The organism is Tritonibacter sp. SIMBA_163 (assembly GCF_046535935.1).
GTDB lineage: Bacteria > Pseudomonadota > Alphaproteobacteria > Rhodobacterales > Rhodobacteraceae > Epibacterium > Epibacterium scottomollicae.
In genome coordinates, this window is record NZ_JAWJBP010000030.1 from 1 (window position 1) to 20681 (window position 20681).

Consider the following 20681-nt stretch of genomic DNA (forward strand, 5'->3'; position numbering starts at 1 on the left):
GACCGAGACCGAGACCGAGACCGAGACCGAGACCGAGACCGAGACCGAGACCGAGACCGAGACCGAGACCGAGACCGCCTCTGCAGAGAATGAGGTTGCGTCTGCGACGCCGGCACAAGAGCGTATCGTGGAAAAACGCGGTGGCTTTGGTGCGGCCCTCTTGGGCGGCGTTGCCGCGGCAGTCGTTGGTTTTATTGCCGGCAAGGGGGACGTGCTGGACGACTTCTTGCCGCCGTCCATGCGGGATGCATCGGTTGATGTTGAACCGCTCAAATCGGCTCAGGCTGAGCTGGACTCTGAATTGGCACGCCTGCGCAGTACTGTCGCCGAGATCAACGTACCTGATCTGAAACCGCTCCAAGACCGGATTGCGGCGGTTGAAACCGAGATGGAGAGCGCCGCCACTGATCAGGAGAGTGACCCCGTCGGCGCGGAACTGGAACAAACACTTCGGTCCCTCGTGCAGCGTGTGGACGCTCTGGAGGCGCGCCCGATCACAGAAGGCGCCTCGTCCGACGCCGTTGCTGCGTTTGAGGCGGAGCTTCAGCGGGTGCGCGACAGTTTGACAGAGCAGCAAGCGGACGTTGAACGCATGGTCGCCGAGGCCCAGGAGATGGAGCGCGTCAGCGCAGAAGCCGCACGTATCGCCGCGGCACAATCCGTGGTGTCGCGCCTGCGCTCTGCGTTGGATTCAGGAGTGAGCTATAGTGATCTCGTCGAGGAGTTGACACGTCTGCAGATCACAGTGCCGGACGAGATCAAGAGCGCGGCTGATACCGGTGTTGCGACATTGTCCGGGCTGCAAGACGGGTTCGCACCCGCGGCGCGAGCGGCCCTGGCCGCAGCGCGTGAGGAAACCAGAGGGTCTGGCGGGATTATGGCCTACGTCAATCGCCACCTTGGTGCGCGCTCGGTTGCGCCGCGTGAAGGGGATGATCCAGATGCCATCCTGTCCCGTGCTGGAGCTGCAGCCGATAGCGGTGATATCGCCGCAGCACTGGACGAGATTTCAGCCCTTCCTGAAAGTGCACAGGCGGAGCTTGCCGATTGGCAAAGCGCAGCCCGCACGCGTCTGGAAGCAGAAGCTGCCACCGACACGCTCTCGCAAAGCCTGAACGCCAACTAAGGACGTCGCCATGCTCTGGTCATTGTTGAAGATTCTCGTATTCGTCGCGATCGTTGCGCTGCTGGCCTTCGGCGCGGGCGTTCTTTTGGAAACTGCCGGTGGCGTACAGATCACCCTTGCCGGGACTGAGTACACGCTCGGCGCGCTGCAATCCGTCATTGCGCTGTTGATGCTGATGGTTCTGACGTGGCTGTTCTTCAAGCTGCTGTCTCTCTTGCTGGCCACGCTGCGGTTTCTGAACGGTGATGAAACCTCGCTGTCACGATTCTTCGACAAGGGACGCGAACGGCGCGGGTATCAAGCGCTGGCTGACAGCTTGATGGCGCTGGCCGTTGGCGAAGGGCGCGCTGCATTGTCCAAGGCTGAGCGGGCCGAACGTTATCTGCAGGATCCCGCATTGACCAACCTTGTGGTCGCGCAGGCCGCGGAATTGGCCGGAGATACGCGCAAGGCGTCTGAGGCCTACAAGCGCTTGTTGTCCGATCAATCCACCCGCTTTGTGGGGGTGCGTGGGATCATGAAACAGAAACTGTCCGAGGGCGATACAGAGACGGCCCGGCAATTGGCAGAAAAGGCGCTCGCCTTGCGGCCGAAGCATGAAGAAGTGCAAGACACGCTGTTGAAACTGCAAGCTCAGGCGGAGGATTGGGCGGGTGCACGTCAAACCCTCGCCACCAAGCTCAAGACCGGAACTCTGCCGCGCGAAGTGTTCAAGCGCCGCGATGCAGTGTTGGCGTTGTCGTCGTCCAAGGCATTGTTGGCTGAAGAGGCGACGCCGGAGCAGCAGGAGCAGGCGATCGAGGCCAACCGCCTGTCGCCAGATCTCGTGCCCGCCGCCGCATTGGCCGCACGTAGCTACATCGCAAAGGGCAAGCCGCGCTATGCAGTGCGTATTCTCAAGAAGGCCTGGGAAGCACAGCCCCATCCGGATCTTGCCCATGCCTTTGCCGAAATTGCGCCTGATGAGACGGCACAGGAGCGCGTGAAACGCTTCGAACAGCTTCTGCGCCTGAAGCCCGACCACGACGAAACCCGTCTGGTGAAGGCGGAACTGTTGATTGTGGCCGAGGACTTTCCCGAGGCGCGTCGGGCATTGGGCGATCTGGTGGATCGCGCCGCGGATGCCCGTGCTCTGACGTTGATGGCGGCGATCGAGAAAGGGGAAGGTGGCCCGGATGTGATGGTGCAAGGGTGGCTTACCAAAGCGCTGTCAGCGCCACGCGGCCCGCAGTGGGTCTGTGAGAGCTGTAATCATATCCACGCTGAATGGGCGCCTACCTGCGAAAACTGTGCCAGCTTTGATACGCTGACCTGGACACGACCCGATGCGCATGAATACAGCTCCGCGACCGGCGCTGCCATGCTGCCACTCCTGTCAGCGCGACAGGATCACACCACCGGTGCGCTGGCCATCGTCGATCCGGACCTTTTGGACGTTACGAACGGGACAGCTGACGTGGGGTCTGAAAACCCGACCAAGGATGATCCGGACAACCCTGATACGTTGCCCAAGTAAAGCGTTTTCAGGCCACGCGCGACGACCACTGCGCGCGGCCGATCAATACATTCGGCAAAGCGTCTGAGCTGGCTGGCACCAAATACGTGTTGTCTAATGCCAGCCAGACGCAAAGAGCTTTGCAAAGTTGGAGTTTCAAGGCTCTTGCACAGTCCGGCAGGGCAAAGCTGCGCCAAATGCCGATGGTCAAGACAGTAAAGGCTGTTAGGTGACCAAAGGTTTGCCAACCAGAGACAAACCAATCCAACCTTTCAGTCCAATACTGCCTCGTTTTGTCTTACTTCCAATCTTCCAAGCCGTATTTGGCAAGGATTGAGGCAAGGCGCCCATCTGCCCGCATTTCGGAAACTGCGGTCTCTAATTGGGCTGCCAAAGAAACAGAAATCTCTAACTCGGGAGAGAACGCCGCATAGAGTGAAGACGGCTCATCTACTGAGATCAGCTCGAATTCGTCCTGAAGGCCAAGGCTCGCGATCGTGTATCGCAATACCGCTGCGTCATCAGGGACCATATCTACACGACCTGAAGCCAGCTTTCGCAGATTGCTTTCCAAGGGCGTTTCACCGCCAACCAGTTGAACTATGGTATTGTCCGCGGTGTGTTCCTCGATATAGGCCGTGATAATGCCGCCATACTCATACCCACGGATGGCGCCAATGGTACGTCCGCGAAAAGGGGTGTCCGACGTCATATCCACAGCTTCACCTTTGCGTACTGCAATAGCCAAATCCCAAACGCCAAGCTCTGGACTAAGGCGGAAGCCCGGCACCTCTTCTTCCGATGCGCCGACGACACCGGTGATCTGTCCAGTCTTCGCCATTGCAATGCTGCGAACCCAGTTCATGTTCTGATAGTCAATACTGTGGCCGTGGGGCTCGAGCGCGGCTTCCAGAAGTTCGATCATATAACCCGGTTTGTCAGATCCAGGCTCACAATTGTAAGGGCACCAAGTATCAGCACGAATTGAAACAGACTCCGCGACCGCCGCTGCAGCCATTGAAAGGCCGCATAGAAATGTTACAAGCTTCAGGCCGGTTTTCATCTTGAACTCCTATTGTTTGCCAATCGGCATCCCGATTTAGTTAACGCCTTTCTACCTCAGTCGCCCTAACGGCGGGTAAAGGCTGATTTTCAGTGCTTGAAGGGTATATCTAGAGACTGCGCTCAGGGGAGGGCGGGTCAACTCGTTTGTCAGACACCAATGCACGGGGGGGATCGTTGCGTGTTAGGGCTGCCTCTGGGACGTGAACCAGTTCAGCCTTTGTATCGCTTCCGGTGCTCACGCCCCGGCGGGTCGACAAGCATCAACCGGGCGGTCTGCGCCATGACGACTGGCACCAGAAACCGGCCGACCAGCTTGAGACCGAGGTCGCTTCAGGACGTCAACTCGCCTGCCGAGATGATGTTGCCTCCGTCGATGAGCACCCGATCTGTGTCCAGCGCCACATCGGGAAACCGCTCGCGAAAATGTTCGGCATAGATTCAGTGCGTGGTGGCCGCGCCCGCTCAACAGACCCGTCTCTGCCAACAAGAAGGCCAGCCACAGACGAAGGTCAGCACCGTCCCCTTGCCATGACGTTCTCGCAGCCAACCTGCCAGTGGCACTGCGACGTCAGGCTTGATCGCGCCAATGGCGAAAGCCATGTGGGCGCAGGCCAGCTTGAGGTCGAGACATTCGAGACCCAGAAAGGCGAAAAACATCTCTAACCGTGCAATCGCAGTGATCGACCTACAGGAGCGCACCAAGGGGGCATTTTTGAACACCGATAGGGGGGCAAGCATGGGTGCCGATCGGCAGAGGTCGTTTACTGCAAACATATATCGGAATTCTACAGGCGCATCGGGAATGGGGTTGAAAGACTGACGTCAAAGGAGACGCCAACATGACCGAAACCCTGCCCCGCTCCCGTAGCCGCTCTGGTGGCCGTTCCGCCCGCCGCAGCCTGCGCACCGCAAGCGATTTCACCATGCTGCCGGGGCTGACCCGCGCCATTCCATGGTGCGAGGTGATGGATGGGGCGCAGGTCGAAAAGATCGACGCGGCGTCGATGGATATCCTCGAAAACGTTGGCGTGCAGTTTCGCGACGACATCGCGTTGGCCGATTGGAAACGGGTCGGTGCCAAGGTCGAAGGCGAGATGGTTTACCTTGATCGGGGTCTCGTGCGCGAGTTGATCGCCTCAATCCCGTCAGAGTTCACCTACCACGCCCGCAACCCGGCCAATAACCTGCGTCTTGGCGGCAAGCATTCGGTCTTTGTTCCCATGACTGGCGCGCCCTTCTTGCGCGACCTCGAAGATGTGCGCCGCAACCCGACGCTCGACGATCTGGCGATGTTCCACAAGCTCAGCCATATGCTGCCCGGGTTGCATTCCTCGGCGCACCACATCGTGGAGCCCTATGATCACCCGATCAGTCAGCGGCACCTCCAGATCACCTATTCGTCGATGAAGCACTCCGACAAGATGTTCATGGGCATGACCACCAGCCCGAAGAACGCCGAAGACGTGATGGAGATGTGCGCGATCCTTTTTGGCGAGGACTTCCTGGAGGAACACCCGGTCACCACCGGAAACTGCAACGGCAACTCACCATTGGTGTGGGATGAAACCATGTTGGGCGCCATGCGGGCCTTCTGCAAGCGCAAGCAGCCGGTGCTGTGCTCGCCCTTCGTGCTGGGCGGCGCCAATACGCCCGCCTCGGTCCCGGCGGCGGTGGCGCAGCTCAACGCCGAAGCGCTTTCGGCACTGGCCTATACGCAGGTGATCCGCAAAGGCGCGCCCGCGATCTATGGTCACTATCTGTCGACCGTCAGCATGAAGTCCGGCGCGCCGATGGCGGGCACGCCGGAAATCTCGCTGATGAACTTCATGATCGGCCAGATGGCACGCTACTACGGTGTTCCGTGGCGGACCTCGAACACCCTCGGCGGCGCTAAGACGTTTGACGCGCAGGCCGGTTATGAGAGCGCCACGACCCTCTCGGCGGTGCTGCATGCGGGCGCCAACTACATCTGGCACTCTGCGGGCTGGAACGAGGCGGGGATGCATTGCTCGGTGGCGAAATTCATCGTCGATGCGGAGCAATGCGCCATGGGGCACCGCATGGCGTCGGGGCCGCGCTGGGATGACTTCGATCAGGCGGTGGCAGCGGTGCCGGATATCGGCCCCGGCGGTCACTACCTCGGCCATCCGCACACGCAGGAGAATTTCCAAAGCGCCTTCTTCATGCCGGAGATGTTCGACAACAACTCGATCGAGCAATGGCAGGCAGAGGGCGGTGTTGAGATCACCGAACGGGCGCTCACCCGCGCCAAGAAACTGCTGTCGGAATATCAGGAACCCAAACTCGATGAGGCCAAGAACGAGGAGCTCCTCGCTTATATCGCGCGTCGCGAGCGGGAGATCCCGGCGGCCGACGAATTGAACCAGACGTACTAACTCCTCTCTCCGGAGTACCTTGCCCGCCCTTTCATACGAGGGGCGGGCTTTTTTGCGTCTTTCAGCAAAAAAGAGCGGCCGCACTGCGACCGCTCGAAGCGAGGTAACAAGACGAGGGGGTCATTCCGCGCGGGCGCGCCATTCCTTCCAGCGCAGCACCGCATTTGCGCCGATCTGCTGGAATGGCTGCGGTGGCAGCAGTTTCGGGCGGGCCTCGGCGCTGAAATGGAGTGAGATTTCGCTGCTCTCGCCCGCCGCGAGTTCCGCCGCTGCAATACCGGTGAGGGTGCCGCGCGCCGTGCCAAGCCCATTCTGCACACAGCCAGAAAACACGCCCTCCTCCAGCTGCCGTGTCACGCTCACACCGTTGAGACTGAGGCAGAGGTGCCCTGCCCAGGCATGCTGCATTTTCATGCCCGCAAGCTGTGGAAAACGCTGATCAAATTTGCGCTGCATCACCCGCGCGGCACGGGTCAACTCTCGCGCAGAGGGACGTGTATTGGGCAACAGGGTGGCGCAAGTGCGGGTCACGATGCGGTTGCCGCCCTGCCCACTGTCGATCCGGCGCATGGTGGTTCCCATCGGGTCCGAAGGCGTGATGCCCCAGCGTGACGCTCCCCCCAGCCGCGCAAGCGCATCGGCGTCCAGCTCCGGCGTCATCACCGCATAGAGGAAAAGCTGCATCAGCCGTCCCTTCTCAAAGCCAAAACTCTCCAGATGGCCATTCACCGTCAGAATCACACGCGGTGTGGTCACCTGCGCGACCCTGGTCTTGACCACCCAGTCGGACCCGTTGCGGACAAATCCGGTTACGGGTGAGTTTTCGCAAACCCGCACACCTGCACGCTGTAAGCCTGCCGCCAAGCCGCGAATATAGCCGGCGGGCTGCAACATCACCGTGCCCGCCGTATAAAGCCCGTTGATGTAGTGCGCAGAGCCGGTCAATTCCTGCATCGCCTGCGCATCTAGCATCTCGCTGGCCTCGCCGAGCGAAGCAAGATGTGCCGCATAGCTCTCGTTGTGACGCGCAGCCTCCGTGCTGGCCGCGCCATTCACCTTGCCCGCGCGGTCAAAATAGTCTGGGTTGATCCGATATTCATCCACCGCGCCCCGGGCAAAGGCGATGGCCTGCCGGTTGAGGTCGATCATCCTGCGATCATCGCCAGTGCCTGCGTAGTCATCCGATGCCAGATCATGCGGCAGGTCGATCATAAAGCCAGAGTTGCGCCCGGCAGACCCTTCGGCCAGCCGCCCTGCCTCCACCACCACCACACGGGCGGCGGGGTGCAGCTGTGTCAGCCTGCGCGCGGCGGAAAGCCCTGCAAATCCTGCACCCACAACGACAAAATCTGCCGTGCTATCCTCGTTCAGCGGCTGAGGGGCCGCTTGCGGGCCGAGGATGCTGTTCCAGGCTGCCGGCCCCTCATGGACCGGCAGTCGTTTGGCCGCATAGGCCGTCAAGACACCGCCTCATCCGCGTCGTCGGCAAGGTCGATCCAGATGGTTTTCAGCTGGGTATATTGGTCATGCGCATGCACGGAATTATCCCGCCCGCCAAACCCCGACTGCTTGTAGCCACCAAAGGGCGTGGAAATGTCCCCCTCGCCAAAACTGTTCACCGTCACCGTCCCGGCCCGCAGCGCACGGGCGCCGCGAATGGCGCGTTTGGCATTGGCGGTGAAGATCGACGCGCAGAGCCCGTATTCGGTGTCATTGGCGATGCGGATGGCCTCGTCAAAGCCCGCAACCTCGATCACGCTCAGCACCGGGCCAAAGATCTCTTCCTGCGCCAGCACCGCGTCATTGCCGGAGACATTGACCACGGTTGCCTCGACAAACGCGCCATCATGGGATTTGCCACCGATCACCACGTCATCGGCCTGTTCCAGATAGCTGCACACCTTGTCGAAATGCGCCTTGGACACCAGCGCGCCCATGCGGGTTTCGGGGTCCAGCGGATCGCCGACACTCCAGGCCTTGGCATGATGCGCGATGCGGTCCAGCAGGTCCGCCTTGATCGATTTATGCACGATCAGCCGCGACGAGGCCGAGCAATTCTCGCCCATGTTCCAGAACGCGCCCTGCACCAGATGCTGCGCCACCCGGTCGAGGTTCTCGGCGTCGTCCATGACAATGGCGGGGTTCTTGCCGCCCATCTCCAGCACCACCTCCTTGGCGTTGCTCTCGGCGGAATAGCTGAGGAACCGCTTGCCGGTCACGGTGGAGCCGGTGAAGGACACCATGTCGATGTCCATATGGCGACCGATCACCTCGCCCACATCCGCGCCGCCACCGGGCACCACGTTGAAGACACCGCGCGGCACGCCGGCCTCATGCGCCAGTTCTGCGACGCGCAGGGCCGTCAGCGTGGTTTCCTTGGCCGGTTTCACCACCAGCGAGCATCCCGCCGCCAGCGCCGGGCCAATCTTCCACGCCAGCATCAGGAGGGGGAAGTTCCAGGGCAGCACCAAGCCGACCACGCCAATAGGTTCGCGCACCACCATGGCGATATGATCGTCGGAGGCAGGCGCGACCTGATCGTAGATCTTGTCGATCGCCTCGGCGTGCCATTTGAGACAATGGATGGTTTCCGGCACATCCACCGTTTCGCAGTCAAAGATGGTCTTGCCGCTATCAAGGCTCTCCATCACCGCCAGCTCGCGGGCATTCCGGGTCAGAAGCTTGCAGAACCGGATCAGAACGTCCTTGCGCTCGGACGGATGCAGACGCGACCAGCGCCCATCCTCAAATGCCTCGCGCGCCTTCTCGACGGCAAAGTTCACGTCCTCCGCCGCGCAGGCGGCAACCTCGGTAAGGGTCTTGCCGGTGGCCGGGTTCGTGGTGGTGAAGGTCTTGCCCGAGGCCGCCGGACGTGAAGTGCCGTCGATGAAAGCGCCGGTCGGCAGGTTCAGGGTCGCGGCGATGGCGCGGTATTCGTCTTGTGTCAGCAGATCCATGTTTTTAACCCTCGGCCACGATGTCGGCAATTGTGGTTTTCAGCACGCGCACAACCTGTTCCAGCGCACGCTTGTCGTCCTTGTTGAGCCCGGTGAGCGGCGCCCGCATCGCGCCTGCCTCGATCCCGTTGAGGGTCACCCCGTGCTTGATCGTTTGGATGAACTTGCCACCCTGTTCCAGCACCCGCATCAGGGGCATCATCGCCGACATGATCCGCCGGCCTTTGGTGTAATTGCCTTCGATCACGCAGGCATTATAGAGCGCCACATGTTCCGCCGGCAGGAAGTTGGACCCGCCGCAGACCCAGAACGGCGCGCCCCAGGCAAAGAACTCCAGCGCCTGATCGTCCATGCCGCAGCCCAGCTGAATATGCGGATAGTCGCGCGCCAAGAGGTGCACCCGGTTGATGTCGCCAGAGCTTTCCTTGATGCTGCAGAAGTTACGGCTGCGGCCCACGCGGTCGAGGAACTCTTCGCCCATCATGGTGCCGGTGCGGTGGGGGTAGTTGTAGAGCATGATCGGCAGGTTCGCCGCCTTGTCGATCGCCAGCGCATTCAATGCGTTTTCGCGGTCGGTCGGCACCGAATAGGGCGGGCTTGCCAGCAGGATCGAGTCCGCGCCGATCTCCTTGGCCCCCGTGGCCAGCGCAATGGAATCCGGTGTCATCATCGCGCCGGTGCCCACCACCAGCGGCAGCCGCCCGTTTAGGCGTTCCTTGGTGAATCGCGCCAGCTCCAGTCGTTCTTCGACCGTCTGGGCATAGTTTTCGCCGGTCGACCCCCCAGAAATCAGTCCATGCACGCCCTGTTCGACGAGGAATTCGATCTGGTCCGCCAAAGCGTCCCAAATGACGTCGCCCGCACCCGTATAGGGCGTGACAACAGGGGTATAGATCCCTTGAAACTGAAAGATGGGGGTCATCGAAGTCCTCTAGGCTGATGTGTTTCGGCTAAACGTCCCCATCGGCACATCCAGCGCCGTTGGCATGACGAACAATTCAATCTGGCCGCGCGACAGGTTCCAGTGGTCCTCGGCCAGTTTGGCGGCGGCGCTTTCATCCCCGGCCTCGATGGCGGCGATGATGGCGTCGTGCTGGTCGGCGGCCTCGGTGAGGTTTTCCGCCATTTCATTGGTCTGCGGCCGATAGAAGGTCATGCCGATGCGGGCGTGGTCGATCAGCAACCGCTTGAACGACGGCAACAGGTAGACATTCGTCGCCATGTCGCCGGTGATCTCGTGGAAGCGGTTGTTGGCCAGCGCCCGCTCGGCGCTTGAACCGCTGCGCAGCGCGGCGCGGAAGTCCTCTTGCGTGGCCTTCAACTCAGCGATCTGGGCCGGTTTTGCATGCTGCGCCGCCAGCCGCAGGATAGCGCCATAGATCATCGGTGCCGCCAGGAAGAAATCGCGCAAGGTCGTATAGGACATCTCCGTCACCCGGGCCCCCCGGTTCTCGCGCAGGTCGACGTAGCCTTCGCCCGCCAATTGCCGCAGCACCTCGCGCAGCGGTGTGCGCGACAGGCCGAAACGTTCCGACAGGTCGCTCTCATCCAGATCCGCCCCGGGCCGCAACTCCAAGGTCAGGACCTGCTGCTTCAAGCTGTCATAGAGGGTCGATTTGCGCTGTTTGGCTGCGTCTTTCACCGGGCTTCTCCATCCGAAGGTCTCGTATCGCATCAGAATTCATCGAAGCGACTCTGAGTTCAATCAGAACCTATGCTTTGTCCTAATTCAAAATACAATTTGTGTACAAGTAAAAAATCTGCTGTGTTTATCAACATAGCGAACACGGAGAAACGTGATGACAGACAGGGACCCAAGCGGGGAAAGCGCGGTGATCGACTGCCGCAATTTATGGAAGATCTTTGGAAAGCGGGCCGATGAGGCCATGAAAGCTGTGCGCGAACAGGGGCTTGGGAAACTCGAAGTGCGCGACGCCTTTGGCTGCGTGGTGGGCGTTCAGGATGCCAGCTTCACCGTCGCCCGGGGCGAGATCTTCTGCATTATGGGGCTTTCGGGCTCCGGAAAATCGACCTTGATTCGCCATATCAACCGGCTGATCGAGCCCACATCGGGGCAATTGTTCATCGAAGGACAGGACGTCAACGCCCTCTCGGCTCGCGATCTGCGGGGCCTGCGCGCCGAAAAAATCGGCATGGTGTTCCAGAACATGGCGCTGATGCCGCATCGCACGGTGCTGGAAAACGTCTCTTTCAGCCAGGAGGTGCGCAGTCATGACGCCCGCGCCCGTCGTGAAACCGCCCTGCGCGCCATCGATGCCGTGGATCTCAATGGCTGGGATCAGAAATACCCCGACGAGCTGTCGGGCGGCATGCAGCAGCGTGTGGGCCTGGCGCGCGCCATCGCCGCCGATCCTTCGATCCTGTTGATGGACGAACCCTTCTCCGCCCTTGATCCGCTGATCCGCCGCCAGTTGCAGGACAAGTTCATGTCTCTGTCGGCAAACATGAAAAAGACCACGCTCTTCATCACTCATGACCTCGACGAGGCGATCCGCATCGGCGACCGCATCGCCATCATGAAGGACGGCCAGCTGGTTCAGGTCGGCACGCCCGAGGACATCGTGACCAATCCTGCCGACGACTATGTGGCCGATTTTGTTGCCGGCATCTCAAAGCTCGAACTGATCTCCGCGGGCAAGATCATGGAACCGGTCGCCGCCTTTGAGCAACGCCGCGGGCCGATTGATCTCTCTGACTGGCCGGAGGCGCACCCGGACCAGCCGCTCGACGATCTCGTCAACCTGTCCATCGCGACCCAGCATCCGGTGGTGGTGAAGGTCGACGGCAAACCCCTCGGGATTGTCACCAAAAACGCGCTCCTGCGCGGCATCAAGGGCGAAACCCCGGGCGAGGATATCGCCCGCGCGGCGCAGTAACGGAAGGGCAGACCCATGGCAAACGAGACGGCTTTCAACATCCTCGATCCCTTTTCCTCGGTCGACCTCGGCATCGCCGACAAGACTGACGGTATCAAGCAGTGGGCGATTTCCAATCGCGACCTGATCCAGCCGATCAAGCGTTTTTTCAACGAGATGATCGTAGGCATCGACAATGCGCTCAACACGGTGCCTCCGTTGGTGATGCTGTTACTCCTGGCGCTGATCGCCTGGCAGGCGGCTGGGCCTCGTGTCGGCATTCTGGTGGCGACCAGCCTCACATTTCTTGGGTTCCTAGCCCCCAACGCCTGGGAACTGGCGATGACGACACTTGCCATCGTCGTCTCGGCAGTGATTCTTTGTTTCCTGATCGGCCTGCCGTTGGGCATCTTTTCAGGCAAGAACGACCGCTTCGAGGCGGTGATGCGCCCCATACTCGACACCATGCAAACGATCCCCGCCTTTGTGTATCTGGTGCCGGTGGTGATGCTGATCGGGATCGGCAATGTGTCTGGTGTCATCGTCACCATCATTTTCTCACTGCCACCGCTAATCCGCCTCACCTCGCTTGGCATTCGCGGCGTGAACCCATCGGTGGTGGAGGCGGCCCGCGCCTTTGGCGCTAGCCCTGCGCAAGTGCTGTTCAAAGTAGAATTGCCGCTTGCCACCCCCACGATCCTCGCGGGCGTCAACCAAACCATCATGCTGTCGCTGTCGATGGTGGTGATTGCCTCGATGATCGCGGTGAAGGGCCTCGGCAACGAGGTGCTGCGCGCCATGGGCCGACTGGATGCGGGCAAGGCCATCGTCGGTGGGCTCGGCATTGTGATCCTCGCCATCGTGCTCGACCGCATTACCCAGGGCATGGGCCAGTCGGGACGCGAGCGCGGCCACCGCCACTGGTGGCAGGGCGGCCCCATCGGCGCGGTTCTGCGTCTGCTGTCCAAACCCAATCAGACCGCCACCGGCGATCTGAAATCCGAAACCTGAACACATACAGGGAGATAACAACCATGTTCAGATCCACACTCACCGCGGCCCTTGCGGCCAGCACATTCCTCGGCACCGCCGCCCTGGCGCAGGACATGCCCGGCGACGGCACCACCGTGCGCCCCGTCGTCGGCCTGATCGCCGAGGAATACTTCCAGTCCCGCATCCTGTTCCGCGCGCTGGAGGACCTCGGCTATGAGGTGGCCGAGCCGCTGGAGACCGAGATCCAGACCGCTCACCTCGCGGTCGGCACCGGCGATGGCGATTTCTACCCGATCCACTGGGGCAATCTCCATCAGGCGTTCTTCAACGAGTCCGGCGGCGACGACGTGCTGGAAAAGGTCGGCCCCTTCGTCGAGGGCATGTTGCAGGGCTATCTGGTGGACAAGGCCAGCTATGATGCGGGCGTCACCAACCTCGGCGATCTTCAGGACCCGGACGTTGCGGCGCGGTTCGATGCCGATGGTGACGGCAAGGCGGATCTCGCGGGCTGCGTGCCCGGCTGGGGCTGCGAGCGCATCATCGAGCATCAGCTGACGGAATATGGCCTGCGCGACACCGTCTCTCACAATCAGGGCGCCTATAACGCGATCATCGCCGACACCATGGCGCGCAAGGGCAATGGCGATGCGATCCTCTATTACACTTGGACGCCCTATTGGGTCTCCGGCGCGCTGGTGCCAGGGCAGGATGTGGAGTGGCTCGACGTGCCGCATACCTCGCTGCCGGATGGGGTCGAGACTGAAACCACCTTCAACGGCAAGAACCTCGGCTTTGCGGTCGACAGCATGTATGTGCTGACCACCGATGATTTCCTCGCCGAGAACCCGGCCGCGGCAAAACTGTTCGAGGTGGCCCGGCTCGACGTGAATGACATCTCCGCCCAGAACAAGCTGATGGCAGATGGCGAGGACAGCTCTGACGACATCGACCGCCATGTGGACGAGTGGATCGCAGCACATCAGGCCGACTATGACGGTTGGCTGGACGCAGCCCGCGCCGCCGCGCAATAGTACTTCAGCCCCAGTGTCGCCGCGCGATCCTTTCGGGTGGCGCGGCACATGCCGCTTTGGAGCCTGCCATGGCAGAAACCCAACATTTCGTCTTTGCCCTCGTTGAGGACTTCACACATATGGCGCTGTCTTGCGCTGTGGACCCCTTGCGTATTGCAAACCTGATCGCCCGCAGACCGCTCTACCGCTGGTCCTTCGCTTCCGAGAATGGTGAGACTGCGCGGGCATCAAACGATTCCGTGACGATGGTGCATCACGATTTCTCTTCCCTTCCGGAGTCCGATCGGCTGTTTGTTCTGTCTGGCATCCATATGAAAGAAAAGGACACCACTCGGCTTGTTTCAGCCTTGCGGCGTGAACGCGCCGTCGGCACCCCCATAGGGGCGTTGTGTTCCGGGGCCTATATCCTTGCAAGTGCCGGGTTTCTGGAAGGCATGCAGGCCGCGATCCACTGGGAGTTCCACGACAGTTTCATGGAAACCTTTCCGGAGGTGAATTTGGTCCGAAATGTCTTTGTTGCAGACGAAAAACATGTGACCGCCTCTGGCGGCACCGCCACTGCCGACCTGATGCTTCATCTCATTGAACGCGACCATGGTTATGACCTCTCCGTCGCAGTGGCCGATCAGATGGTCTATAATGCGGTGCGCAATGCCACGGCGGCGCAACGCGTGTCACTGCAGTCCAGGAACGGTATGCGGAACACTCATCTCGCCAAAGCAATTCAAGTCATGCACGACAATCTAGAAACACCAATTTCGCCTGCTGTGATTGCTCGCGATTTGGGCATTTCCACGCGTCAGCTTGAGCGATTGTTCGGTAAATACCTTAACTCATCGCCCAAGAAATACTTCATGGAGATGCGTCTGGAACGGGCACGTCATCTGCTATTACAAAGCGAAGCATCAATCACGGAGGTCGCCATGGCTTGCGGTTTTGAAAGTCCCGGCCATTTCTCCCGCGTCTATCGCGCAACTTTTGGCGTGACTCCCATGCTGCAACGCGACCGAATGAACTGAGATGGTCCTGACCTGCCACATTTTTCAGGACGACTCGTAAAACGAGTTTGCGGGGGCTCTGTTGCACAAATCTCGTGAGAGATTAATTTTTTGAAACCAGTATGTTAGATGGGTTCCAAGCGCAAACCTACCCCCCAACTTACAAGACCAGAAACCAGTCAGCCTACAATGAAGCGCTCAAGTGCCGTGGCTCTCTGGCGATTTGGTTCGGCCCGCGATGATCTGGGGTGCCACGGCGATATGCAGGCGCAGCCGACGGCAGAGCTACAGCGATACCGCGATTTAGACTTGCCTGACGATGAAAGTGCTTTTCGGCATGGACATGCTGCAGGCGACCGGTTCCATCGAGAGCCTGCTTTCTCTGATCGGTCCGAGCTGGCCGGTTCCAGACTTCAGCACGCTGTCCCGCCGTCAGAAGACCCTCGCTGTGAATGTACCGTATCGCGGCTCCAAGGGGCCGCTGCACCTGCTGAGCGATAGCACCGAGATCAATCAAGATTGAGGGCGAAGGCGAGTGGAGTGCGGAGGATCCGAATACACTCTGGGGGACTGTTTTCCCGACAAACGCGCAAGCTGGCGGTTCCAAGCGGCGGGTCTGGCGCCAGATCCATCTCGGCATTGACGGGCAAACACTGGAGGTCCAAATCCGCATCGCCGTCATGAACGGTTACACCCCGCTCGGCATACCCGATGCTGCGGCAGTAGGATAATTCCGTCCGGGAAAGGGGGAGCCTAATCTTCAGAAGATTTGTACAACGGAGTCGGCTGGCGGTGTAGGTTCGCTCATGGAGCCCAGCTACCATACTGGATTCAGAAGGTACTTGCGAAATCCCGACTACAATAAAAGTTGTAGGTGGTGCCTCAAGAGGGCAACTAAAATCATTTAAAAACAAATGACAATAAACAATACGCGTATTATATGCGTACGCCGACCACATCCTTGAAGCGTAGTCCAGTGGTACACGCTCCGACAACTGAGCCTAGCAGGACCCTGTTACGCAAACATCAGCGCCTTGTGTTCGAATCCTGCACCTCATTTCCCCCCATGGCATCTTCAATTGCTCGATCAATCGCTTGCTCAACCTCCAACTGCGTCTCAATCTGTGACCCATCAGGTACCGAAAGACGGTCATACATTTCTCTAATTGGATCTTGGGCAATGGGCGTCATACTGCTTCCTGCTTCACCACCCTCGTGGCCAAAAATAGAGGCAACCAATGATTTCGCGGCTGCATGATCGTCCAACAAACCAATCACGATAGGCTTTTGAGCCAACCACCTCTTCTGCTCGGTTTCACTAATCTGTACTGGCAAGGTCTTCGCGAGTATCCGCACCGCCACCGCTCGCGCTGTTTCATTTTGCTGCTCAGCCTCTACGGATAGGATGGAAAGCGCGATCCGTGCAAACTCTGCATCGCTCTTTCTCCCCTCCACATAGTAGGTAACAGACACGGCAACCAATGAAACAACCCCAGCGACGGCTGCGGAAATGAACGCTGAAAAAAGAGCCGAGAAACCATCACCTCCCATGACTGATGCACCCTTTGTAGTCGCCTTTTCACCTTGAGACTTCTCGGTATTCTTGAGTTGCTCAATCTCCCGCCTTAGAGACACAAGATCGTCAATTGCCAAATCACTATTCTCTGATGTCAAAAGTATTCCCTCTAACTCCGCCTTTCCCATGACTGCTACCAATCCCATCGCCAAGGCAAGGCAAAGTTGCTACCGAAGAAACTGGACGTTAGACACATACGGTTTGCCGCTTAGGCGATAGGGCCGTGCCTCAACAATGTCGATTCAGGCGCTCAACCGCAATACGATGATCGCTCAATCCAAACTCTAGAGCTAGGCATTTTTAGATTTCGGTATCGTGCACAAGAATAACATCGACAATCCAATGCGCACCCCGCCGCGATCATCGCTACGTTTTGTCTTCTCAAGCGGAATATGCGCCTAACCCAGTAAATCAATGGGGCTTTCGCCCGCTAAGCACCTCGACCTTCCCACCACAGTCCAGAAGCGCGCGCCGATCCCGCGCCCACATCAGCTCGACCTCCCTGTCCGACAGCCACCGCTCCGGCAGCAGCACCGGCTCCGCGCAAGGCTCAGTGCTTTTCACGGAGGCGGTTGAGGCGGCGCAGGCGTTGAGGGCCAAGGCAGCGAGGCACGGCAACAGGATCCGCATGAGCTTTCTCCTCGAGGGTTCTGGCAAGGGTGGCGCGGGCGCGTTCGCTGGCAATGCGGGCGCGATCCAGTTGATTGGCGCGCTCGATCTGCGCGAGCGCGCGGGCTTGATAGCTGGCGCGACAGTCGGAGGCCCCGCGCTGATAGGCAAGGCCCGCGACCACCGCGATCAACGCCAGGGCGGTGACTATGGTGATCCCTCTCACGCCTCCAGCGCCTTCAAGCACATGGCGCGCTCTGACATCCGCCGGTTGGTCAGCCCCCGGATCACCCGCCCACCCGCGCGGTTCCAGCGTGGCAGCTCATTGCAGGCCCCGGTGAGATCACCCGCATTGGCTTTGCGCAGCAATGTGGAGCGACAGGCGGCAGCGGGGCCGATATTGTAGGTCCAGGAGACCAGAGCCACCTTCATGCCCATGGGCACATCAGCAGTGAGGCATCGATCCAGCGCCGTCTCATAGGCGACGATCTCGCGGGCAAGCATCGCGTCACATTCAGCTTTGCTGTAACTGTCACCGGAGCGCACGTCCTTGGTCTCGCCGTAACAGACGGTCCAGACGCCGACGATATCGCGGTAGGCTTCCGTCCTGAGGCCTTCCCAATCTCCGATGAAGGTGACGGCCGAGGCGAGCGCGACACCGCCGGCAGCAAGCACGCCGACAGTCTTCTTGCGTACGGCCCCGCTTTCATCGCGCCGGAATCGGGCCCAGAGGCTAGAGGTGGGCTGCACCAGAACCCGCGCCGGGATGGCGATCAGATTCACGCCGGCAGCGATGGCGGCAAAGATCAGCGGATCCAGCCCCAGCAGATCTGGGCTGACCAGGGCGATGAACACCGGCAGCACCGAGATGACAGCGGCGAGTATCAACAGCCGCACCGACCAGGCGCTGGTGAGGGTGGTTTTCCAATTGGGGGTGAGTTTCATGGGGATCTCCATGGCAATAGAGCCCGCAGGCGGGCTTGGGGTGTTTCAGAATGTTGCAAGGTTTAGCGGATCGGCAGGCGCTCCATGCGCTCCAGCCGGTTGTCGATCTTGTTTAGAGTGGAGAGGATCAGAGACAGGCGCTCATCCTGACGGGCGAGGCTTGTTTCATTGGCGCGCACACGCCCGGTCAACGCAGTCTGCCGCGCCTCTGAGGCCGTCAGGTCGACCCGCAGCCCGTTGATGGTTTGGGCAAGGCTCTCGGTTTCTCCGCGCAGTGTCGCGACCTGCAAACCGACCCAGAGCCCTGCGCCCACCAGCCCGCAGGCGACGGTCCAGGCAAGCGACTTGTTCAAGGTGATGCCGCGGTCGCTGTTTTCGATCATGGTCATGTCCTGTCCTCAGTTTGCCAGCGCCGCGCCGAACGCCGCAACCACGTCAAAGCCCGCCGGATCACCCGCCGCCTCGATCTGCGCGGCCACTGTGGCCTCGGCGGCAAAGCAGGCCTGAATGTGCTGCACCACGGCTTGCGCCGCCACTTCGACCTGCGGCTTGGTCAGCTCGACAAAGCCGGTGGGTGTTTTCCACGCCAATGGCGCGCTGATCATGCCCTGCTGCAAGGCACTGACCGCACCGGAGAGCGACAGCCGCGTCGCCTCATCGCCCGGCACTTGCAAGCCACCCGGCAGGACCACACCTGCCACGGAACACTGCCAGCGAGTGTCGGCGAGCTTTGCCAGCGCCTTGGCCCGGTCCTGTTCGATGCGCGCGGTAGCGTTGACCACTTTGGAAAAGTCGATATTGCTCATGCCTCGCCCTCCGGTTCATCCGTTGGGGCCTGCTCCACCTCATAGGGTGGCAGGGGCACCGGCCCGTCGCCGGTCAGGGTCACAGGCTGCGGAAAGCGGGTTTCCTCTGGCGCGTCCGCACCATGCGGCAGGATCAGGGTCAGGCGGAGCGTGCCGCCTTCGCGGGTGACGTCCGAGGCCAGCCAGTCGCAGGCCACCGCATCGCGGGGCAGCACGTCGCCCTCGGACAACGCGGTGAAGTCGAAGGCCTCGCCGTTGAGGGTCAGCACATCGCCCTGGCGGGTTGCGACCAGCGCCGTATCGCAGCGCGTTGGAGTGAATGAGATTTGCATGCTGTGATGCTCCTTTAGAACCAGCGGCCAATTGCCATGGCGCGGACGGTGCGATTGGTGAACGGTGAGTGGCCGAACATGGTGATTTGCGCATCCGTGCCGCCTGAAAGCGTGCGCATCACTCCCCAATGTGTTTCGGAATTGCCGGTGACGCCGACATGGCCGGTCAAGCCGTTTGACGAGTAGAACGAGGCCGGGAATGTCCAGGTTATCGGGCTCGCATTGCGATAAAGCGCCCCTGCTGCCGTCGTCACATCTTCCGACCAGTCGGGCGAGACACAAATCTGCGTGCCATCGGCAAAGCGCACATATTCGCCGTTGGCATTGCTGCCGCGCTCGATCACCGCGCCGGTGGGCGTGCCGCCGCTTTCGGATACCGTGCCGAGAATGCTGGCCTGTGAGTAGACCTTGGACCAGGGCGACCAGGCGGAGCCATCCGATGACCGGATCCGCTCGAAGGTCACGGGCGTGGCCGGGGTCCCTGTCGATTGGTAGCCAAAGGTTGCCCTCTGCAAAACCGTCTCACCCGAATAAATGCGCTGAGTGGTCAGCCACGCGAATGTGCCGCTGTTTCCAGACGGCCATGTGCCGGGGTTGGATACGGAGACAAGCCCGGCATCCCCCGGTGCGGCATCGTCGATATTATACGCGGCGCTTGCCCCTTGGTACTGGCCGCCCCGGCTGAGCGCAGCGGCAAGAGCGCCATCCATTCGCACCAGCTTGGCATCCCCTGCGACGTCGCCGTCGCTGGCCTGCACCGCCGCGCCGCCAATGCTATCTGCGGCCAGCGTGGTGAACTTCGCCGCTTCCGGATGGGTCAGCCCCACGGAGACGCCATTGATCGCGCCCTCGATGGCGGTGACGTTGCTCTCCAGGAACTCGATAAAGGCCAGCAGCTCATTGCGATGGGTGACCGCGAAGTGCTGGAACAGCGCATACATCTTGGCGTCAAAATCCGCCTCCGGCGTACTGCGTTTGGGGATTGGGGGGAACGGCGAGAAGCCGGGAATGCTCATGAGGGAGTGTCTCCTATTTGAGAGTTTTGATGATCAGGGGGAAGACGGACTCGCCGGCCACATCGATGGGCTGGCTGTGGTCATCCACAAACCCCAGCCCCTCGATGCCGTAGCCCGGCCCGTCACCCGAGAGATAAAACGCGGTCGCAAGCCCATCCACTTCGGCCACGATATCCATCACCCGCTGCGCCTGATGGGTGGGCACCAGAAGCGACAGGTCGACCTTGCGGGTGGAGCCGCGCTTCACCAGGATCTCATTGCCGAAGTCGTCATAGCCCTTGCGGCTGTGACTGACGAAGCGCACGCTGGGCAGGTTCAGCACCCGGCCCAGCAGGTTGTTGCGTCCCAGCACGATATGGCCCACCTCCGCCACACCACCGGGCGCATCGATGGTGATGTCGATCCGGTGCCCGAGATAGCCCGGAAAGCCGTTCACCACCTTCTGGCGGGCATAGACCAC

The 20681-nt window shown here is 60.6% G+C and carries 21 protein-coding genes and 2 pseudogenes; 9 read left to right on the forward strand and 14 right to left on the reverse strand.

Annotated elements, in window-relative coordinates; genetic code table 11:
* Positions 1–1126: hypothetical protein (locus tag R0J92_RS20305; RefSeq protein WP_411052950.1), on the forward strand; the 1126-nt coding region annotated here is incomplete at its 5' end.
* A gap of 10 nt (positions 1127–1136) precedes the next feature.
* Entirely contained in the window at positions 1137–2642 is a 1506-nt protein-coding gene (locus R0J92_RS20310) for a heme biosynthesis protein HemY (protein WP_411052951.1), read from the forward strand.
* 7 nt (positions 2643–2649) lie between these two features.
* On the opposite strand, the gene R0J92_RS20315 is transcribed toward R0J92_RS20310, so the two are convergent.
* Together R0J92_RS20315 and R0J92_RS20320 are read right to left on the reverse strand one after the other, a co-directional pair.
* A complete protein-coding gene (locus R0J92_RS20315) occupies positions 2650–2889 on the reverse strand; it encodes a hypothetical protein (protein WP_411052952.1) in 240 nt (79 codons plus the stop codon).
* Positions 2890–2919: 30 nt separating this feature from the next.
* Entirely contained in the window at positions 2920–3684 is a 765-nt protein-coding gene (locus R0J92_RS20320) for a substrate-binding periplasmic protein (protein WP_411052953.1), read from the reverse strand.
* A gap of 530 nt (positions 3685–4214) precedes the next feature.
* On the opposite strand from R0J92_RS20320, the gene R0J92_RS20325 reads away from it, so the two are divergent.
* Together R0J92_RS20325 and R0J92_RS20330 are read left to right on the forward strand one after the other, a co-directional pair.
* Entirely contained in the window at positions 4215–4349 is a 135-nt protein-coding gene (locus R0J92_RS20325) for a hypothetical protein (protein ID WP_411052954.1), read from the forward strand.
* A gap of 176 nt (positions 4350–4525) precedes the next feature.
* Positions 4526–6082, forward strand: a complete 1557-nt coding sequence (locus tag R0J92_RS20330; RefSeq protein ID WP_411052955.1) for a trimethylamine methyltransferase family protein — start codon at positions 4526–4528, stop codon at positions 6080–6082.
* A 120-nt stretch (positions 6083–6202) separates the two neighbouring features.
* Here the strand turns inward: R0J92_RS20330 and R0J92_RS20335 are convergent, their stop codons facing one another.
* Genes R0J92_RS20335 through R0J92_RS20350 form a run of 4 tightly spaced genes read right to left on the reverse strand, consistent with a single transcriptional unit; the run spans position 6203 to position 10681 of the window.
* Positions 6203–7543: an NAD(P)/FAD-dependent oxidoreductase gene (locus R0J92_RS20335; RefSeq protein ID WP_411052956.1), complete on the reverse strand. Its 1341-nt coding sequence runs from the start codon at positions 7541–7543 to the stop codon at positions 6203–6205.
* On the reverse strand, positions 7540–9039 hold the full coding sequence (locus R0J92_RS20340) for an aldehyde dehydrogenase (RefSeq protein WP_411052957.1): 1500 nt from the start codon (positions 9037–9039) through the stop codon (positions 7540–7542). Before R0J92_RS20340 ends, R0J92_RS20335 begins: the two co-directional genes overlap by 4 nt.
* Before the next feature lie 4 nt (positions 9040–9043).
* Positions 9044–9961 carry a dihydrodipicolinate synthase family protein gene (locus R0J92_RS20345; RefSeq protein ID WP_411052958.1) on the reverse strand — a complete coding sequence of 306 codons (918 nt, stop codon included), beginning with the start codon at positions 9959–9961 and terminating at the stop codon, positions 9044–9046.
* Positions 9962–9970: 9 nt separating this feature from the next.
* The gene (locus R0J92_RS20350) at positions 9971–10681 is read right to left on the reverse strand and encodes a GntR family transcriptional regulator (RefSeq protein ID WP_243394932.1); all 711 of its coding nucleotides are present in this window, start codon (positions 10679–10681) and stop codon (positions 9971–9973) included.
* A 157-nt stretch (positions 10682–10838) separates the two neighbouring features.
* On the opposite strand from R0J92_RS20350, the gene R0J92_RS20355 reads away from it, so the two are divergent.
* The 5 genes and pseudogenes from R0J92_RS20355 to R0J92_RS20375 all read left to right on the forward strand — a co-directional run.
* Positions 10839–11936, forward strand: a complete 1098-nt coding sequence (locus R0J92_RS20355; protein ID WP_411052959.1) for a quaternary amine ABC transporter ATP-binding protein — start codon at positions 10839–10841, stop codon at positions 11934–11936.
* A 15-nt stretch (positions 11937–11951) separates the two neighbouring features.
* Positions 11952–12926 (forward strand): ABC transporter permease, encoded by a 975-nt coding sequence (locus tag R0J92_RS20360; RefSeq protein WP_411052960.1) that lies wholly within the window; start codon positions 11952–11954, stop codon positions 12924–12926.
* Positions 12927–12949: 23 nt separating this feature from the next.
* Positions 12950–13939 (forward strand): glycine betaine/L-proline ABC transporter substrate-binding protein ProX, encoded by a 990-nt coding sequence (proX, locus tag R0J92_RS20365; protein WP_411052961.1) that lies wholly within the window; start codon positions 12950–12952, stop codon positions 13937–13939.
* A 68-nt stretch (positions 13940–14007) separates the two neighbouring features.
* Positions 14008–14958 (forward strand): GlxA family transcriptional regulator, encoded by a 951-nt coding sequence (locus R0J92_RS20370; protein WP_411052962.1) that lies wholly within the window; start codon positions 14008–14010, stop codon positions 14956–14958.
* A 101-nt stretch (positions 14959–15059) separates the two neighbouring features.
* Positions 15060–15602, forward strand: a pseudogene (locus R0J92_RS20375) (transposase); the annotation flags it as partial.
* 361 nt (positions 15603–15963) lie between these two features.
* Here the strand turns inward: R0J92_RS20375 and R0J92_RS20380 are convergent.
* From R0J92_RS20380 to R0J92_RS20415, 8 genes and pseudogenes are all read right to left on the reverse strand, one after another.
* Complete coding sequence (locus R0J92_RS20380) at positions 15964–16641, reverse strand: hypothetical protein (RefSeq protein WP_411052963.1); 678 nt, start codon at positions 16639–16641, stop codon at positions 15964–15966.
* Between the two features lie 422 nt (positions 16642–17063).
* Positions 17064–17348, reverse strand: a complete 285-nt coding sequence (locus R0J92_RS20385) for a hypothetical protein (RefSeq protein WP_411052964.1) — start codon at positions 17346–17348, stop codon at positions 17064–17066.
* Positions 17345–18067 carry a lysozyme gene (locus tag R0J92_RS20390; protein ID WP_411052965.1) on the reverse strand — a complete coding sequence of 241 codons (723 nt, stop codon included), beginning with the start codon at positions 18065–18067 and terminating at the stop codon, positions 17345–17347. The genes R0J92_RS20385 and R0J92_RS20390 overlap by 4 nt, the downstream gene beginning before the upstream one ends.
* Positions 18068–18129: 62 nt before the next feature.
* Entirely contained in the window at positions 18130–18456 is a 327-nt protein-coding gene (locus R0J92_RS20395) for a hypothetical protein (protein ID WP_106163722.1), read from the reverse strand.
* Positions 18457–18465: 9 nt separating this feature from the next.
* On the reverse strand, positions 18466–18873 hold the full coding sequence (locus R0J92_RS20400) for a DUF4376 domain-containing protein (protein WP_411052966.1): 408 nt from the start codon (positions 18871–18873) through the stop codon (positions 18466–18468).
* On the reverse strand, positions 18870–19205 hold the full coding sequence (locus R0J92_RS20405; protein ID WP_411052967.1) for a hypothetical protein: 336 nt from the start codon (positions 19203–19205) through the stop codon (positions 18870–18872). Before R0J92_RS20405 ends, R0J92_RS20400 begins: the two co-directional genes overlap by 4 nt.
* Before the next feature lie 14 nt (positions 19206–19219).
* Positions 19220–20221, reverse strand: a complete 1002-nt coding sequence (locus R0J92_RS20410) for a hypothetical protein (RefSeq protein WP_411052968.1) — start codon at positions 20219–20221, stop codon at positions 19220–19222.
* 13 nt (positions 20222–20234) lie between these two features.
* Positions 20235–20681, reverse strand: a pseudogene (locus tag R0J92_RS20415) (hypothetical protein); the annotation flags it as partial.

What these genes read in the sequence shown, in the direction of transcription:
- R0J92_RS20310 (WP_411052951.1), top strand. Translation starts at nt 1,137, where the DNA reads ATGCTCTGGTCATTGTTGAAGATTCTCGTATTCGTCGCGATCGTTGCG.
- R0J92_RS20320 (WP_411052953.1), bottom strand. Translation starts at nt 3,684, where the DNA reads ATGAAAACCGGCCTGAAGCTTGTAACATTTCTATGCGGCCTTTCAATG.
- R0J92_RS20325 (WP_411052954.1), top strand. Translation starts at nt 4,215, where the DNA reads ATGACGTTCTCGCAGCCAACCTGCCAGTGGCACTGCGACGTCAGGCTT.
- R0J92_RS20330 (WP_411052955.1), top strand. Translation starts at nt 4,526, where the DNA reads ATGACCGAAACCCTGCCCCGCTCCCGTAGCCGCTCTGGTGGCCGTTCC.
- R0J92_RS20340 (WP_411052957.1), bottom strand. Translation starts at nt 9,039, where the DNA reads ATGGATCTGCTGACACAAGACGAATACCGCGCCATCGCCGCGACCCTG.
- R0J92_RS20345 (WP_411052958.1), bottom strand. Translation starts at nt 9,961, where the DNA reads ATGACCCCCATCTTTCAGTTTCAAGGGATCTATACCCCTGTTGTCACG.
- R0J92_RS20355 (WP_411052959.1), top strand. Translation starts at nt 10,839, where the DNA reads ATGACAGACAGGGACCCAAGCGGGGAAAGCGCGGTGATCGACTGCCGC.
- R0J92_RS20360 (WP_411052960.1), top strand. Translation starts at nt 11,952, where the DNA reads ATGGCAAACGAGACGGCTTTCAACATCCTCGATCCCTTTTCCTCGGTC.
- proX (WP_411052961.1), top strand. Translation starts at nt 12,950, where the DNA reads ATGTTCAGATCCACACTCACCGCGGCCCTTGCGGCCAGCACATTCCTC.
- R0J92_RS20370 (WP_411052962.1), top strand. Translation starts at nt 14,008, where the DNA reads ATGGCAGAAACCCAACATTTCGTCTTTGCCCTCGTTGAGGACTTCACA.
- R0J92_RS20380 (WP_411052963.1), bottom strand. Translation starts at nt 16,641, where the DNA reads ATGGGAAAGGCGGAGTTAGAGGGAATACTTTTGACATCAGAGAATAGT.
- R0J92_RS20390 (WP_411052965.1), bottom strand. Translation starts at nt 18,067, where the DNA reads ATGAAACTCACCCCCAATTGGAAAACCACCCTCACCAGCGCCTGGTCG.
- R0J92_RS20395 (WP_106163722.1), bottom strand. Translation starts at nt 18,456, where the DNA reads ATGACCATGATCGAAAACAGCGACCGCGGCATCACCTTGAACAAGTCG.
- R0J92_RS20400 (WP_411052966.1), bottom strand. Translation starts at nt 18,873, where the DNA reads ATGAGCAATATCGACTTTTCCAAAGTGGTCAACGCTACCGCGCGCATC.
- R0J92_RS20405 (WP_411052967.1), bottom strand. Translation starts at nt 19,205, where the DNA reads ATGCAAATCTCATTCACTCCAACGCGCTGCGATACGGCGCTGGTCGCA.
- R0J92_RS20410 (WP_411052968.1), bottom strand. Translation starts at nt 20,221, where the DNA reads ATGAGCATTCCCGGCTTCTCGCCGTTCCCCCCAATCCCCAAACGCAGT.